Raw genomic sequence first — 14118 nt, 5'->3', positions numbered from 1 at the left:
CTGCGCATGGATCTGGATTATTCCCCCGCCGACGACGCGTTCCGCGTCGACGTTCGCGCCTGGCTCGAGGCCAACCTGCCTCACGCACTGCGCGCCAAGGTACTCGATCACAAACGACTCGACCGCGAGGATTTCGCGAGCTGGCACCGGATTCTCGGCCAGCGCGGCTGGTCCACGCCCGCGTGGCCGGTCGAATACGGCGGCCCGGGCTGGAACGCGACGCAACGACACATCTGGGACGAGGAGTGCGCGCGGATCGGCGCGCCGACCGTGCTGCCGTTCGGCGTATCGATGGTCGCGCCCGTGTTGATGAAATACGGCAGCGAAGTGCAGAAACGTCACTATCTGCCGCGCATTCTCGACGGCTCCGACTGGTGGTGCCAGGGCTACTCGGAGCCGGGCTCGGGATCCGACCTCGCATCGTTGCGCACGCGTGCCGAGCGCCAGGGCGACCACTACGTCGTCAACGGCCAGAAGACCTGGACGACGCTCGGCCAGTACGCCGACATGATGTTCTGCCTCGTGCGTACCGATCCGGCCGCGAAGAAACAGGAGGGCATCTCGTTCCTGCTGATCGACATGAAGACGCCCGGTATCACGGTGCGCCCGATCGTCATGCTCGACGAGGATCACGAGGTCAACGAGGTGTTCTTCGAGGACGTGAAGGTGCCGGTCGACAATCTCGTCGGCGACGAGAACCGCGGCTGGACCTACGCGAAATACCTGCTTGGCCATGAGCGCACCGGCATCGCGCGAGTCGGTGCGTCGAAGCGCGAGCTCGCGTTCCTGAAGCGCGTGGCGTCGAACCAGCGCAAGAACGGCAAGCCGTTGCTCGCCGATCCCGTGTTCGCCGCGAAGGTCGCGGCGCTCGAGGTCGAACTGATGGCGCTCGAGGTGACGGTGCTGCGCGTCGTCAGCCGCGAGACGAGCGGGAAGGGGCCGGGCCCCGAGGCGTCGATGCTGAAGATCAAGGGCACGGAAGTGCAGCAGGCGCTCACCGAGTTGATGGTCGACGCGATCGGCCCGCTCGCCGCACCGTTCGACGTACCGTTTCTCGACGGTGAGCGCGAGCACAGCGCCGCGGGCGACGACGATGCGGCGCCGCTTGCCGCGTACTACTTCAATTACCGGAAGACGTCGATCTACGGCGGTTCGAACGAGATCCAGAAGAACATCATCGCGCAGATGATTCTGGGGCTGTGATCAGGGAACGGAGACAACCATGGATTTCAGCTTTACCGATGAGCAGCAGCAGTTCGCCGACGCGCTACGTCGTTATCTCGGCGAGCAATACGGCTTCGAAGCGCGCCAGGCCATCGTGCGCAGTGACGCGGGCGTGTCGGACACGCAATGGCGCGCGTTCACCGAACTGGGGTTGACCGCGCTGCCCGTGCCGGACGCGCAGGGCGGCTTCGGCGGCGGCCCGGTCGATATGCTGGTCGTGATGCAGGAGCTCGGCCGCGCGCTCGTGATCGAGCCGTACTGGGCAACGACGGTGGGTGTCGAGGCCTTGCGCATCGCTGGCGGCGGCGCCGGTGAGGATGCGGCCCTGCTGGAGGCGATCGCGCAGGGGCAGAAGCGCGTGGCGTTTGCGTTCCACGAACCGCATGCGCGCTACGACCTGTTCGAAATCGGCACCCATGCGCGCGAGCAGGGCGGCACGTCCCGGCTGACCGGCACGAAGTCGGTCGTTCAGCATGGCGCACAGGCGGATGTGTGGATCGTGCCCGCACGCGTCGACGGCGGCGGCATCGGCCTCTTCGTCGTCGAACGGAATGCCGCGAACGCGAAGGTAGTCGACTACCGGACGATCGACGGCCAGCGTGCTGCGACGATCGAGTTCGATGAAACGCCGGCGCGACTGCTGACGGGCGGTGCGCGCGACGCTGCGGCCCTCGAGCAGGTTGCCGATTACGCGACGTTCCTGCTGTGCGCGGAAGCAGTCGGCGTGCTCGACGAACTGAATCGCGTCACGGTCGAATACACGAAGACGCGCGAGCAGTTCGGCGTGCCGATCGCGCGTTTCCAGGCGCTACAGCACCGGATGGTCGACATGCTGATCCACGCCGAGCAGGCGCGTTCGCTGACCTACCTTGCGGCCGTACGCTACGCGAGCGGCGATGCCGATGCGCGGAGGAAGGCCGTGTCGGCCGCGAAAGCACGTGTCGGCGCCGCCGCTCGCTTCGTCGGCCAGCAGGCCGTTCAACTGCACGGCGGAATGGGCGTGACCAACGAGGTCGCCGCCGCGCACCTGTTCAAGCGGTTGACGATCATCGAGACGACGCTCGGCGACACCGATCATCATCTTGCCCGCATCGCGGCGCTGCCCGATTTCGCGCAGACCGACGCGGCATGACGGCGACGCGAGAGCGCGCCAGACAAGGGGACACCTAGTGGGCATCAGTTACGAAGACCTGGTGGTCGGCAGCACCACCGAAGTGGGCCGTTACACGTTCGAACCCGACGACATCAAGGCGTTCGCACAACGCTATGATCCACAGCCGTTCCATCTCGACGAAGAGGCCGGGAAAGCATCGCATTTCGGCGGGCTCGTCGCGAGCGGCTGGCATACGTGTTCGGTGTTCATGAGCCTGCTCGTCAAGAAGCTCGGGTCGGACTCGACGAGCATGGGCTCGCCCGGCATCGACTCGATCCGCTGGCTCAAGCCGGTGCGCGCCGGCGACACGATCACGATGTATCAGAAGGTCCACGACAAGCGCGTGTCGGAGAGCAAGCCCGACCGCGGCATCGTGTCGACGGAGTGGGTCGGCGTGAACGGCGCCGGCGAGACGGTGATCACCGTGCATACCAAGGTGATCTTCGGGCTGCGCCATCCGGGAGGCAAGCAAGCATGACCGACGCGACCATGCCGCTGATTGCATCGGCACAAGCGCTGCAGGCACGTGTGGGCGCAGAGCCGCTCGCGAGCGGCTGGATCGCGATCGACCAGCGCCGTGTGGATGGCTTTGCTGATGCGACCGGCGATCATCAATGGATTCACGTCGATCCCGAACGCGCGCGGCGCGAATCTCCGTTCGGTGGCCCGATCGCGCACGGGTTCCTGACGCTGTCGCTGATTCCGGCGTTGATGGCCGATGCGATGCGTTTCGAGCAGAAGATGGGCGTGAACTACGGACTGAACCGCGTGCGGTTCCTGAAGCCGGTGCCGGTCGGCGCGCGCGTGCGTGCGCTGTTTGCGGTAAAGGAAACCGCCGAGGCCGCGCGGGACGGTGTGCAGGTGATGTGGTCGGTGACGATGCAGGTCGAGCGCCCCGACGCGCCACTGCCTGTTTGCGCAGCGGAATTCATCACGCAGCATTACTTCTGATGCGCGGGGCGGCATGCACGGATGCCGCTCCGTTTTTCACATGCGCGTCAGTGCTTCGCGTATTGCGTCGCGCCGAACAGCACCTCGCGCGCCTTGTCGTCCTGCAGCGCCTTGCGCAGCGACGCGAGTACTTCGACGCCGCGCTGCACGGCCGGTCGTGCGGCGATCGCGTCGTACCAGCGCTTCACGTTCGGCAATTCGTCGAGCATGATGCCCTGGTTCTGCCACGAGCGCGTCCACGGGAACGTCGCAATGTCCGCGATCGTGTACGCGTCGCCCGCGAGATATTCGGATTCGCCGAGACGCTTGTCCATCACGTTGTACAGGCGCTTCGCTTCGTTGGTGTAGCGGTTGACCGCATATTCGATCTTCTCGGGCGCATACAGGCGGAAGTGGTGCGCCTGCCCGAGCATCGGGCCGACCCCGCCCATCTGGAACATCAGCCATTCGAGCGTCGCATAGCGTGCGGCCGGATCGGTCGGCAGGAACTTGCCGGTCTTCTCCGCGAGGTAGATCAGGATGGCGCCCGATTCGAACAGCGAGATCGGCTTGCCGCCGGGGCCGTCCGGATCGACGATCGCGGGGATCTTGTTGTTCGGGCTGATCTTCAGGAACTCCGGCTTGAACTGGTCGCCGGCGCCGATATCGACCGGGTGGGCACGATAAGCGAGGCCCGTTTCCTCGAGCATGATGTGCACCTTGTGGCCGTTCGGGGTCGCCCAGCTATAGACGTCGATCATCGTGAACTCCTTTGTTGCATGCGCGAAAGCGGCGCAGGCAGCGCCGCGACAGGCGGTCATTAGAGCATGGATCGATGCGGGCTGCTGGCGACGGAAATGGGCGCGCCGATGCGCGTGCGCGCGTGTCGAGCTACATCGCGTCGGGGGCGCATGTCGTCCCGAGTCGTCGAGATGGAGGCGCGGCCGTGCCGCATCGGGTCGATGCGGTGACGATGTGTCAATTCGAAAGCGGGCGCGACGGTTCAGCGCTTGTAGCGGGGCGGGCGTTTCTCGAGAAATGCGGTGATGCCTTCGAGGCCGTCCGCATGATGCTGCGATGCGACGAAATGATCGCGCTCCGTCGCGAGATGCGCGTCGAGTGGTTGCGACGTCGCGTCGTCGAGCAGTGACTTGATGCGCGTGAGGGCATTCGGCGAGATGCCGGCGAGCGCATCGGCCCATGCCAGCGCATCGGCCAGTGCCGCGCCGGGCACGGCGAGCCGGTTGACGACGCCAAGCGTGTGCAGACGCTCGGCTGCGACGGGCTTGCCCTCGAACAGGATCTCGGCCGCGATCGCACGCGGCAGCGCGCGCGCGATAAACCACGAACCGCCCCCGTCGGGCGTTAGGCCGACGCGCGCGTACGACATCACGAACTTCGCGTCGTGCGCGGCAACGATCAGGTCGCACGCGAGCGCGAGCGAGAAGCCCGCGCCGGCCGCGGCGCCTTCGACCGCTGCGATCACCGGCTTCGTCGAAGCGTGGATCGCCGTCACCCATGCGGCGAGCTGATCGATGCTGTCGGCCTGATAGGACGGATCCTTCGAGCGGTTGTCGAGCAGCCGGTTCAGATTGCCGCCCGCGCAGAAGAAGCGATCGGCGCCGGTGAGCACGACCGCGCGAATCCCGGGATCGCGTTCGGCGGTGGCGAGCGCTTCGATGCCGGCTGCGTACATGTCGGGATGCAGCGCATTGCGTGCGCCGGGATTGGATAGCGTGAGGACGAGCGTCGATTCGCTCTCGGGCGGACGCGAGGCCAGCAGTTCAGCACTCATGCGAGCGTGTCTCCATCGGATGGCTGGGCTGCGGCAGCGGGCGCATAGCGCACGCTGATGCGGCGATGTAGTAGCAGAAATAGTGTTGCCATGACGAACGCAAAACTTGCTTTAGACTAGCACGAACGTGCTTTTCAGCGCGATGAATCCCGAAGCGGCCGGCATCGATGTGGCCGCGCTTCAGCAAGGAAGGAGGCCCTGATGCTACAGCTGTGCGGTATTCCGTTGTCCAACTATTACAACAAGGTGAAGTTCGTCCTGCTCGAGCACGACATTCCGTTCGAGGAGTCGGTATGCGGATTGCCGATCAGCGATCCGGCACAACTCGCCGATTCGCCGCTCGGCAAGATTCCATTTCTGAAGACCGAAGAAGGCGCGCTGTTCGAGTCGCAGGTGATCATCGAGTACCTGGCCGCGCGCTATCCCGAGAAACGCATCTTTCCGGCAAGCCCGTTTGCAGGCGCGAAGGTGCGCGAACTGATCGAGACGCTCGAGCTGTATCTCGAATGGGTGGCGCGCGAGGTCTACACCGAAGCGTTTTTCGGCGGCAAGGTCAGCGACGGGACGAAGGCGCACGTCGAGAAGCGCCTGCTGCGCGCGATCGATTCGTTCAGGCAGATGACGCGGTTTTCGCCGTATGCGCTCGGCGAGTCGTTCGGACTCGCCGACATCGCCGCCTGGGTCCATCTGCCGGTCATCGGCATGTCGACGAAAGCCATATTCGGACGCGATTTCCTGCTCGATGCAGGCATCGACTGGAAAGCGCATGCGAAGAAGGTGGGCGAGCGGCCTGCCGCGCAGCGCGTGGCGGCCGACCGCAAGGCCTATATCGAGGCGACGAGCGTCGCGCGTTCGTAAGCGCGGTTCCCGCAGGGCGGCGTGCGACCGCCCGTGCGGGTCTTACAGGCGGGCGAGCCGTTCGAGCGCGGACGCGAGCGTGCTTTCCTGCTTCGCGAAGCAGAATCGGACGACGCCCGATTCGTGCGGCTCGTGATAGAACGCCGACACCGGAATGGCGGCCACGCCGATCTCCGACGTGAGCCACTTCGAGAATTCCGCTTCCGGCAGGTCGCTGATCGCCGAATAATCGACGCACTGAAAGTACGTGCCCGTGCAGGGCAGCAGCTTGAAGCGCGTGCGTTCGAGGCCGGCTCGGAAAAAGTCGCGCTTCTTCTGGTAGAAGTCGGCAAGCGTCAGGTACGGCGCCGGGTCGCGCAGGTAGTCGGCGAGCCCGATCTGCATCGGCGTATTCACCGTGAATACGTTGAACTGGTGGACCTTGCGGAATTCCGCGGTCAGTGCGGCAGGCGCCGCGACATAGCCGACTTTCCAGCCCGTTACGTGATAGGTCTTCCCGAAGCTCGACACGATGAAGCTGCGCGCGGCGAGTTCCGGATAGCGTGCGACGCTCTCGTGGCGCGCGCCGTCATAGACCATGTGCTCGTAGACCTCGTCGGACAGGATCAGCACGTTGGTGCCACGCACGATCTCTTCGAGCTTGCGCATGTCCGCCTCGCGCCACACGGTACCCGTCGGGTTATGCGGCGTGTTGATCAGGATCATGCGTGTTTTCGGCGTGATCGCGGCCGCCAGACGGTCGAACGGGATTGCGTAGTCGGGCGCCTCCAGCGTGACGAACACGGGCGTGCCGCCCGCGAGTTCGATCGACGGCAGGTAGCTGTCGTAGGTCGGTTCGACGACGATCACTTCATCACCGGGATGCACCGTGCACAGGATCGCCGTCAGCAGTGCCTGCGTCGCGCCGGCCGTGACGGTGATCTCGGTCGCCGGATCGTAACGCCGGCCATAGACCTGCGCGATCTTGTCTACGATCGCGTCGCGCAGCGGCGCGACACCGGCCATCGGCGGATACTGGTTGTGCCCGTTGCGCATCGCGCCGGCAACCGCATCGACGATGCGCGGATCGCAGTCGAAATCCGGAAAGCCCTGGCCGAGGTTCACCGCGCCTTTTTCTGCGGCAAGCGCGCTCATGACCGTGAAGATCGTCGTGCCGACGTTCGGCAGGCGCGAAGGGAAAACGGGAGTCGTTGGCATGTCTGAAGGAGCGTTCATCGATACGGTCGAAATCGGGTGGTGGTGCGTGCGTCAGGCCGGCGTGGCGTCGAGCGCGCAAGCCTCGGCAAAGGGCGCAGGCTGAGCGATCCTGAAGCCGAAGTCGCGTGCAGTGCGCTTCGCGAGCTTCAGCAGCGCGCGGTCTTTGGACACGAGCCAATCGGCCTGGGCGGCGCGGGCGAGTTCAAGAAACTTCTGGTCGTCGCGGTCCTTGCACTTCGGCAGCGGCGGCGCGTCGGCATCGATGGCCGGCGGCTCCACGAGGCTCGCCAGGCGGGCGACGGTCGCGAGCGCAGCCGCCTTGTCGACAGCGCGCGCCTGGAACTGCGGATAATCGAGCACATACTCGAGTTCGGTCAGGCAGCGGCCGTCGATCACGGCGGCAAGCGTGCCGCGTTCGAGCGCGGCACGGATCGGGCGCGTCGCAGGGTCGTCGAATACGAGGATGTCGATCCAGACGTTCGAGTCGAGCACGACGCGATGCGCGGCATGCGGGGCGAGAGAGCGGGTCATTCGTTACAATCGGTGGTTTTCGTCTGACCGCAAGGCACGGCGTGCCAGCGAGCCTCTATGATAATCGTTCTCTCTCCAGCCAAATCCCTCGACTACGATACGCCCGCGCACGTCCAGTCTTACACGAAGCCTGCATTCGTCGACGACGCGTCGGAACTGATCGACGGCCTGCGCAAGCTGTCGCCGCAGGACATCGCGACGCTGATGGATATCTCCGATCCGCTCGCACGCCTGAATTTCCAGCGTTACGCCGACTGGTCGCCGATCTTCACGCCGGCCAACGCGAAACAGGCCGTGCTCGCGTTCAATGGCGACGTATATGAAGGATTCGACGCCAAATCGCTGTCACCCGCCGATCTCGACTATGCGCAGCAGCACGTGCGCGTGCTGTCGGGCCTGTACGGGCTGTTGCGTCCGCTCGACCTGCTGCAGCCGTACCGGCTCGAGATGGGTACGCGCTTCGCGAACGCGCGCGGCAAGGATCTGTACGCGTTCTGGGGCAACCGCATCACGCAGGCGCTGAACGAACAGCTCGAAACGCGCAGCGGCGCGGCGCGCGTGCTGGTCAACTGCGCATCGACCGAATACTTCAAGTCGGTCAAGCCGAAACTCCTGGCCGCGCCCGTCATCACGCCGGTTTTCGAGGACTGGAAGGGCGGCCGCTACAAGATCATCAGTTTCCATGCAAAGCGTGCACGCGGGCTGATGGCGCGTTTTATCGTCGAGAACCGTATTGCCGACCCGAAGGCGCTGAAGGATTTCGCGACGGAAGGTTATGCGTTCGATGCGGCTGCGTCGAATGATTCGACTTACGTATATCGCCGGCGAGTCGGCGAGTGACCCTGCCGGCCGTTCACGAGACGGCCGGCGCATGCATGAGGCCGGGCAAACGCTACACCGCCTGTTCCGGTCGACCAAGGAGAGACAGATGGCCCTTTCGATCACCAGCAATTTCGACGCAGGCGCAATCGACGTCGTGTCGTGCGACAGTCCCGATGCGATTCGGCTGCGCGTGCGCGGCGACACCCACTCGGAATTCGCGCAATGGTTTTACTACCGCTTGACCGGCGCGCGCGGCGAACGCTGCGTGATGACGTTCGAGAATGCTGCCGAATGCGCGTATCCGTCGGGCTGGCGCAATTACAGCGCGGTGGCGAGCTATGACCGGGTCGACTGGTTCCGCGTGCCGACGACGTTCGACGGCAAGACAATGACCATCGACCATACGCCGGAATTCGACAGCATCTATTACGCGTATTTCGAACCGTACTCGGAAGAGCGTCACGCGGCATTTCTCGGCGCGGTCCAGCAATTGCCGCAGGCGAGCGTCGTCGAACTCGGCCGCACCGTCGAGGGCCGTCCGATGTCGCTGCTGACGCTCGGTACGCCGGAAACCGACGGCACGCCGAAGAAGAAGGTGTGGATCATCGCGCGCCAGCATCCCGGTGAGTCGATGGCCGAATGGTTCGTCGAAGGCCTCGTCAAGCGGCTGGCCGGATGGGGCGACTGGGCCGGCGATCCGGTCGCGCGCAAGCTGTACGATCGTGCGACGTTCCATATCGTCCCGAACATGAACCCGGACGGCAGCGTGCATGGCAACCTGCGCACTAATGCGGCAGGCGCGAACCTGAACCGTGAGTGGATGGCGCCCGATGCCGAGCGCAGCCCCGAGGTGCTGGCCGTGCGCGATGCAATCCACGCGATCGGCTGCGACATGTTCTTCGACATTCACGGCGACGAGGATCTGCCGTACGTGTTCGTTGCAGGGTCGGAGATGCTGCCGAGCTTTACCGAGCAGCAGGGCAAGGAGCAGGCCGCGTTCATCGAAGCGTTCAAGGTCGCGAGCCCCGATTTCCAGACTGAGCACGGCTATGCCGCGAGCAAGTACAAGGAGGACGCGCTCAAGCTCGCGTCGAAGTACATCGGCCATCAGTTCGGCTGCCTGTCGCTGACGCTCGAGATGCCGTTCAAGGACAACGCCAACCTGCCCGATGAACGAGTCGGCTGGAACGGCGAGCGCAGCGCGGCGCTTGGCGCGGCGATGCTGGCGGCGATCCTGGTGCACGTCGACACGTTCGCGTAAGCGTAGCGTCGCTGCATGAAAAAAGCCGGGGCATCTCAGGATGCCCCGGCTTTTTGCTTTCTGTCGATGTCGCTTCGTCGTATCAGGACTTCTTCGCGGTTTTCTTCTTCACGACCTTCTTCTGGCCGCTCGACTTTTTCGTTGCAACGGCCTTCTTGCTGCCGGTGCGGCTCGATGCCTTTGCCTTGCCCTTGCCTCGGTGCGTCTTGCCCTTGAATTTCTTCGTCGAGGACGAGGAGCGCTCGACGCGCGGCTTAAGCGGCGGAACCGGGTCGTTCCAGCTGAACGCGAGCATTTGCTGACCGACATAGCCGCATCGGAATTTCAGCGGCGTCGGGTCGCTGCCGTCGCTGTGGATGCCGAGGCCGTCGACCGTGACGATATTGTCGACCTTCACGCGCTGCTTGCCCTGGTCGAACGAGTCGTTCCATGGCGTGATCGTCGCGTTGCCGCTGTCGAATGCGTTCGGCGCGAAGTCGACGCGGTCGAAGGCAGACGACGTGCTGGCAATGAAGCTGCCGTGCGCTGCACAATCGGCGGCGAGCGGATCGGCATGCATTTCGTTGACGAATTTGTTGATCAGTTCGGAGCGCTGGTCGAGCAGATCGGCGAATGCCGGTGTCGGAAGCGCAAGCGACAGGCCCGCAATACAGGCTGCCAGCTTGCCGAGCGCCCGGAAAATCCGGAGCGACGCAGGAGAGCTGTCCATCTGGTTATTGGTGAGGAGCGAATGAGGCATCGGGCACGTATAGATGCCCGATGAAGAACCGGAGTTCAATCTTAGCGTAAAAAAGTTGTGCGGCAGTAGATGTAGCATTCTGCCGTGCTGCGCGAGGGGCTGCCGGCACGCGATGACGGTGCGGCCGCCAGAGGGCAATTCAGGCGCGCGGGCCGCCGAGACGATAGCGCCGGACGTCGAACGTCGTGACCCATGCGGGGCGATAGACGGCGATGAGTGCCGTCGCCATGCCGGTGAACCACGCTTCGCCGAGTGCGAGCAGCGCGGTGTTCAGCAGATAGCCGGCGGGAATCACGACGGGCACGCCGTCCGCGAGCGCGAGCTGGACCCCGGCCGCCGCAGCGGCGACCGCGACGATCGCGATGGCCGGCGACAGGAATCCCTGGCCGGTAATGAACGACGCGAGATTGTGCGGCAACCATGCGAGTGCGGCGCGCTGCAGCAATGCCGACACGGCGACCGGCAGCGCGCCGTAGATCAGATAGGTCAGGCCAATGCCCTGCCAGGGCGCGTCGAAGATGATCGCGGCGACCGCCGTGATGGCGCCCATCGCGATCAGTGCGAGTGTCCAGTCGAACAGTGTGACGAGCAGCGTCGCGCCGAGCAGATGCATGACGATGCCGTCTTCGAGCCACGCATTCGAGGCCCAGAGGACAGCGATGGCGGTGACGAGCGCGAGCCACACGTGCTGGAGCGTGGCGTCCTGCAGGCGCACGAAGGGGCGCTTCCAGATCGCGAGCGCGAGCAGGACCACGGCGGCGATCCAGCCACCGATGCCAACCCAGAGCGGAAGCGGTGTGAAGAGAAAACCCATGCGTCCATATTACTCGTTGAGCATCAAAGGTGGGAATCCGGACACGCCGACCGTCGCAATATCGAGACTGTTTGCCTAGCGTTCGCGCCGGAACCGCGCTGGCGGCTCGGCGGCGATCGGTAGCTCCTGCGCGCTGTCGATCGAGGGCGGCAACGGATACAGGCGGTCATTCCGTTGTGTACGCAGCGGAACCGGGCCGTGTTCGCCGATGGGCGGCTTGCGCGCGCGACTGCGGTTCGCCAGAAGCACCTCGAGGTGGGGCGACAGCCAGCCGTTGTAGATCGCGACCGCGGCGGCGCGATTGGCGGCGCCGAGCTGCTGGAAGATGCTGGCGAGGTGGATCTTGACGGTGCCTTCGCTGATGCCGAGTGTGCGCGCGATCATCTTGTTGGTGCTGCCCATGTGGACGAAGCGCATGATCTGCGCTTGCCGCGGTGACAAGAGGCCGCTCGGCGGCCGGCGGGGAAGCGATCCGGCGAGTGTCTGGAAATGGGCGTCGTAGCGCGCCGCCGCAGCAGACGGCAGCAGACGGAGCGCGATCGGCGGAATGTAGTGTCCGCCCAGCAGCACGATCTCGAGCGCACGCACGATCAGGTGCGGCCGCGTGGAATGCGGGATCACGCCGGCGACTCCATAGTTGAAGAAGCGCTGGATGGCTTCGGGCGATGTTTCGTCGACCAGGACGGCGACGGGTGTCGGCGAGCACGCGCTGCAAAGCGCCTGGAGGTCGCTGAGCCGGCCGACGTCGAGCCAGTCGATCGCGACGAGGTCGAAACGCTGGTTGCGCAGCAGCCTGCGCGCGTGGAAACTGTCGGGCGCATCGTTGATGCCGGCGTGACGGTCGATCTGTCGCAACAGGGCCTTCAGTCCGTCACGCCGCTCGGCGTCTGAATTGAGCATCAGGAACCGCATATTCAACCTCCGTGATGTGAGCCATTGATCTGCCGTCTGGCATGCCTTGGGTCTAATGATGACAAAGACCTTACACGATGTCTGCTTGGCTGAAAGGCTTAGGAAAAGTATGAAATTTCGGGCGGCGGGATGGCAGACAAGTAAAAAGCCGCTCCGGCGGGAACCGTGAGCGGCTTCGAGCGGGCAGGCCGTCAGGGCCTGCTGTGCAGCGGGTTAGTGAAAGTGCGGCTGGGCGGGTGAAGCGTCTTCCGGCATTTCCGCGTGGACGATTTCACCGAGCGGATCTGCGTAGAGCGGCACGCCGCAGTCATCGCAATATTCCGGCTCGAAGCGGCCCGCGTGCCGCCGGACGTCGGTTACGCCGCATTCCTTCAGCAGGCTCACGATTTCCTCGACCGGTCCTTCGATCGGTGCTTCACCTTCTAGCGTTGCGCTGTCGATCGACATGTCACCGTTTTCACGGCCGTAGAGCGGCCATACGACGCCGTAGATTACGTCGTTGCTGGCACGCCGCGTGAAGCCGACACGGTACTCGTCGATACGGCGTTCACCGAAGCCTGCGACCACCGCGCGCAGCTCTTGCGGTGCTGCACCAAGTGTGTCGAAAAGATAACGAATGGCCGTTTTCACCGTGTGCGGACGCACACGTTCGTCCGCATCGCGGCAAGCGGAGTAGTACGCGTCCGGAAGTAGGCATTCGAACTCGCAGCCGGGCAGGGCGATCGACAGGTTCGGGCCGCCCTGGGCCGTCCATTGTTCGAGGCACTGGCCACGTTCGATCCGGCTGCCGCCTTCTTCTTCCTGCCAGCGGAACAGCGGTGCGCCGGCGGGGGCAGCGACGACGGCGAGCAGGAAGCGCGGGTCGGCCAGGATCGGCGAGGTTTCGGGCAGGTCGCCGAAGCTGAGCTTGGGCGGATGCTGGCTGATCGCCGCATGCGCGAGCTGCTGGGCGAGCCGGTAGGTCTCGACGTGGTGTCGCGGCAACTGGTCGATGCTGTAGAGGAACGGTGCAAGCCCGACGAGGGTGCCGTTCGCAAGGACGTGCGCCTGCAGGTGGGTTCGCAGCGCGTCGGCAACGTCACCCTTGAGCGGGCCCGACGGAATCATGTAGCGCGTCCACGCGAGAACCGGGACGGCGACCAGCAGCGCATCGAACGGTTGGCCGTCGTGCTCGACCACCATCGACTCGCTGTGTGTCTCGGCCATGTCGGCGAGCGCGCCATAAGCGTCGGGATGATTCTGCTGCAGATGGTCGAGCGCTGCGTCGAGCGTGGTCTGGTTGCCGTTGCGGACAATCTTGGCGAGCAGCGCGTCGAGCTTCGCTTCCCAGAAGCGATCCTCGATGCGGCTGCCCGAGGCGAAGAGCGCAAGCGACAAACCGACCAGTTTGTCGGCATCGGGGGGGAGGCGTTTGGCGATTCGCTGGCGCATATTAAAGACGTATATAGAAAGAGGCGAAGAACCTCACATTCTAGTCCGTTCTTTGCACCGTAAGCGGTCTCGTGCCGCGGCATGGCCGGCCGGCCGAATTGCAGCTTTTGTAAAAAAGTTGCTTCAAACCCCTTGCATGAATGCTGCGAGCTGCCTACAATCACGCCTCTTTCGCGCTAACGGAAACGCAGCGCGGGAGAGGGAAGCAGGGTTGGTGGTGTGCGGCAGTCTGGCGCGTACAACTGGCCTGGAAGTTGAGCCCCGCAGTCGCAACAATGTGTTAAAAAGTTGTTGACGAGTTGCGAAACACGGTTCATAATCTCGCTTCTCTGCTGCTGAAAACGCAGCGCTGCCGGGAAACACGAAGTTCCTCGCAGAATGCTCTTTAAAAATTAACAGCCGATAAGTGTGGGCGCTTGATGGAAGCGAGCTGATCCTCGGATCAGATAGC

15 protein-coding genes are annotated in these 14118 nt (G+C 64.3%); 7 read left to right on the top strand and 8 right to left on the bottom strand.

Translation table 11 applies throughout. The annotated features are described in order from the left end of the window. Positions 1-6: 6 nt before the first annotated feature. From HWX39_RS30925 to HWX39_RS30910, 4 genes are read left to right on the top strand one after another with little or no spacing between them, the layout of a single operon-like run. Positions 7-1203 carry an acyl-CoA dehydrogenase family protein gene (locus HWX39_RS30925; protein ID WP_175971444.1) on the top strand — a complete coding sequence of 399 codons (1197 nt, stop codon included), beginning with the start codon at positions 7-9 and terminating at the stop codon, positions 1201-1203. Positions 1204-1222: 19 nt separating this feature from the next. Further along, positions 1223-2356, top strand: coding sequence for an acyl-CoA dehydrogenase (locus HWX39_RS30920; protein ID WP_175971443.1), 1134 nt, complete (start codon positions 1223-1225; stop codon positions 2354-2356). 37 nt (positions 2357-2393) lie between these two features. After that, a complete protein-coding gene (locus HWX39_RS30915) occupies positions 2394-2855 on the top strand; it encodes a MaoC family dehydratase (RefSeq protein WP_175971442.1) in 462 nt (153 codons plus the stop codon). Then, complete coding sequence (locus HWX39_RS30910) at positions 2852-3328, top strand: MaoC family dehydratase (protein ID WP_175971441.1); 477 nt, start codon at positions 2852-2854, stop codon at positions 3326-3328. The genes HWX39_RS30915 and HWX39_RS30910 overlap by 4 nt, the downstream gene beginning before the upstream one ends. Before the next feature lie 47 nt (positions 3329-3375). On the opposite strand, the gene HWX39_RS30905 is transcribed toward HWX39_RS30910, so the two are convergent. Both HWX39_RS30905 and HWX39_RS30900 read right to left on the bottom strand, forming a co-directional pair. Continuing rightward, complete coding sequence (locus HWX39_RS30905) at positions 3376-4068, bottom strand: glutathione binding-like protein (RefSeq protein ID WP_175971440.1); 693 nt, start codon at positions 4066-4068, stop codon at positions 3376-3378. Between the two features lie 242 nt (positions 4069-4310). Then, positions 4311-5102, bottom strand: a complete 792-nt coding sequence (locus HWX39_RS30900; protein ID WP_175971439.1) for an enoyl-CoA hydratase — start codon at positions 5100-5102, stop codon at positions 4311-4313. A 201-nt stretch (positions 5103-5303) separates the two neighbouring features. On the opposite strand from HWX39_RS30900, the gene HWX39_RS30895 reads away from it, so the two are divergent. Continuing rightward, entirely contained in the window at positions 5304-5960 is a 657-nt protein-coding gene (locus HWX39_RS30895; protein ID WP_175971438.1) for a glutathione S-transferase, read from the top strand. A gap of 42 nt (positions 5961-6002) precedes the next feature. Here the strand turns inward: HWX39_RS30895 and HWX39_RS30890 are convergent, their stop codons facing one another. Beyond that, on the bottom strand, positions 6003-7175 hold the full coding sequence (locus HWX39_RS30890; protein ID WP_175971437.1) for a pyridoxal phosphate-dependent aminotransferase: 1173 nt from the start codon (positions 7173-7175) through the stop codon (positions 6003-6005). A 33-nt stretch (positions 7176-7208) separates the two neighbouring features. Next, positions 7209-7688, bottom strand: coding sequence for a putative toxin-antitoxin system toxin component, PIN family (locus HWX39_RS30885; RefSeq protein WP_175971436.1), 480 nt, complete (start codon positions 7686-7688; stop codon positions 7209-7211). 57 nt (positions 7689-7745) lie between these two features. On the opposite strand from HWX39_RS30885, the gene yaaA reads away from it, so the two are divergent. Then, positions 7746-8528, top strand: coding sequence for a peroxide stress protein YaaA (yaaA, locus tag HWX39_RS30880; protein WP_175971435.1), 783 nt, complete (start codon positions 7746-7748; stop codon positions 8526-8528). Positions 8529-8616: 88 nt separating this feature from the next. Beyond that, entirely contained in the window at positions 8617-9771 is a 1155-nt protein-coding gene (locus HWX39_RS30875) for a carboxypeptidase family protein (RefSeq protein ID WP_175971434.1), read from the top strand. A gap of 82 nt (positions 9772-9853) precedes the next feature. On the opposite strand, the gene HWX39_RS30870 is transcribed toward HWX39_RS30875, so the two are convergent. From HWX39_RS30870 to HWX39_RS30855, 4 genes are all read right to left on the bottom strand, one after another. Continuing rightward, a complete protein-coding gene (locus HWX39_RS30870; RefSeq protein WP_175971533.1) occupies positions 9854-10510 on the bottom strand; it encodes a hypothetical protein in 657 nt (218 codons plus the stop codon). A gap of 139 nt (positions 10511-10649) precedes the next feature. Beyond that, positions 10650-11324 (bottom strand): energy-coupling factor ABC transporter permease, encoded by a 675-nt coding sequence (locus tag HWX39_RS30865; protein WP_175971433.1) that lies wholly within the window; start codon positions 11322-11324, stop codon positions 10650-10652. Between the two features lie 75 nt (positions 11325-11399). Continuing rightward, positions 11400-12236, bottom strand: coding sequence for a response regulator transcription factor (locus HWX39_RS30860; protein ID WP_175971432.1), 837 nt, complete (start codon positions 12234-12236; stop codon positions 11400-11402). Between the two features lie 213 nt (positions 12237-12449). Beyond that, entirely contained in the window at positions 12450-13667 is a 1218-nt protein-coding gene (locus HWX39_RS30855) for a DUF2863 family protein (protein WP_175971431.1), read from the bottom strand. Between the last annotated feature and the right edge of the window lie 451 nt (positions 13668-14118).

The organism is Burkholderia sp. BCC0322 (assembly GCF_902833045.1).
In the GTDB taxonomy this organism is placed as follows: Bacteria; Pseudomonadota; Gammaproteobacteria; order Burkholderiales; family Burkholderiaceae; genus Burkholderia.
Note: the sequence above shows the minus strand (reverse complement) of the source record. Positions and strands in the feature narration are given on the sequence as shown.